This window comes from Companilactobacillus huachuanensis (assembly GCF_005404815.1).
GTDB lineage: Bacteria > Bacillota > Bacilli > Lactobacillales > Lactobacillaceae > Companilactobacillus > Companilactobacillus huachuanensis.
In genome coordinates this window covers 1-1,771 of the sequence record NZ_BJDF01000049.1, presented here as the reverse complement: position 1 = coordinate 1,771, position 1,771 = coordinate 1, and the positions used below count along the sequence as shown (strand labels likewise).

Here is a 1,771-nt window from a genome sequence, read left to right as displayed (position 1 = left end):
GAGTCTGGGACAAAACTAAAGTCTTAGATAATAAATAGCAGAAATTTCTGGTCTCCAGTTTTTTCTGCTATTTTTTTGTTCAATCAAATGTGGCTGTTTAGATTTTTTAACAAGTTTCATTAAATTGGCTGACATCAATGCAATCCCTATTTCGTTACTAACGGCGTTCATTCCTTTAACAGAGAATCTTTTGAAATTCAAATATGTCTTCAAATCCGCAAAAATGGGTTCGATGTCAGTTTTTCGTAATTTATACAAACTGTGTCCTTTTTTACTTGCCAATTGTTCCTTAGCAACGTTTTTAAAAAACAACCAATTGTTATTAATACTTAATTGGCGACGACGCCCACTTTTAGTGGTGGCGAGCGTCTCTCTATGTGGATCTTCAAAGTATTTTACAGTTTGATAAACTTTAAAGCTTTTTTCGTCTCCATATTTGTTGTGCCTGGTACTGTAATTATGAAATTTGAAAACTATACCATCCATATCTTGAAATTCGTCAGATTTTTCGTCATAGATCCAGTTTTCAACTTTACGTCTATCTTTATGATATTTTTTTGTGAGCTCCTTTTCGTATGTTCCGTAAGGGATTAGATATTTCACTTCAAAGTCATCAGTTAATGATTGATAGTTTATTTCACTGCCATAACCGGCATCGGCGACGATGTAGTTCGCCGCATGTGGGGTTTGCTTGAAGATTGTTTTCATAAATGGGATTAAAGTACGTGTATCAGTAGGTCGCTGAAATACTTGGTAATATAATGCAAATTGTTTTTGACTAGCTACCTGCAGGTTATATCCGGGTTTCAGTTGACCGTTCTTCATTGGGTCTTCTTTCATCCTCATAAACGTGGCATCTACATCAGTTTTAGAAAAGCTATTACGGTCGCCAAATACAGAATTGTCATATTCATATCTCTGTTAACGAGGAATATAATCACTCGTTAACAAGTGTAGAAGGTGCTTATAATGACGTCTTAGACGTTTGTTTGGCGATCCGCCGGGGATCGTTCCCTCACTAGAAATTAAATAGTTCAATTTATCGACTTTATTATTCAACTCGTTAGATATTTTGGTAAGCTCATCACTAGTCAACGGACGTTGACCTAGTGGCAACTCAGGAATAATAAGATTTTCTTGGGTCAACGTTTTAAACAATTCACTTGTTTTGGCATTAAGATTTGTTTCGGATTTAACAACTGCCTTTCTCCAAACAAATGTATATTTATTAGATTTTGATAGCAACTTGGTTCCATCAATGAATAAGGCTGTATTATCAAGTGAACCGATCATTCTAAGATAATCGCGAAAGGCCTTGAATAATCCATTCATTAAAATATTAAGATTATCTTTACTGCGGAAACGGTTAATAGTTCTGTAAGAAGGAATAGATGGAAAATCACCAATCAACCATCTCATCGCAATGTTTTCATCTGCTAATTCAGCTATCTTTCGACCAGAAAAGATTTGTCTTGAATATCCAAACAACAACATTTTCAAAAGTAATTTTGCAGGATATGCTGGCCGCCCAGTGTGGGCGGAAGCAATCGATACAAGTTCATTTGGAATATCATCAACGATAGCATTGATTGCCAATACAACATTGTCATTTTGGGGAGTCCAGGAGATAAATAATTTTAAAATAGGTTTATTACTGCTATACTTCATTTACATGATGTCTGACTTCCTTTGTTCTGAAGTTTAGTCGCGTAAAGAATAGCAGGGTAGACAGTACATGTGTAACAAAAAGAACCATCATGAGAAATCTTTC

Annotated in this window: 1 protein-coding gene and 1 pseudogene; both read right to left on the bottom strand. The window is 35.2% G+C overall.

What is annotated here, in order from left to right:
• Window positions 1-15: 15 nt before the first annotated feature.
• Window positions 16-858 (bottom strand): annotated as a pseudogene (locus tag FFM71_RS13255) (transposase); the annotation flags it as partial.
• Window positions 859-921: 63 nt separating this feature from the next.
• Complete coding sequence (locus FFM71_RS13250; RefSeq protein ID WP_137612618.1) at window positions 922-1,668, bottom strand: transposase; 747 nt, start codon at window positions 1,666-1,668, stop codon at window positions 922-924.
• Window positions 1,669-1,771 lie beyond the last annotated feature (103 nt).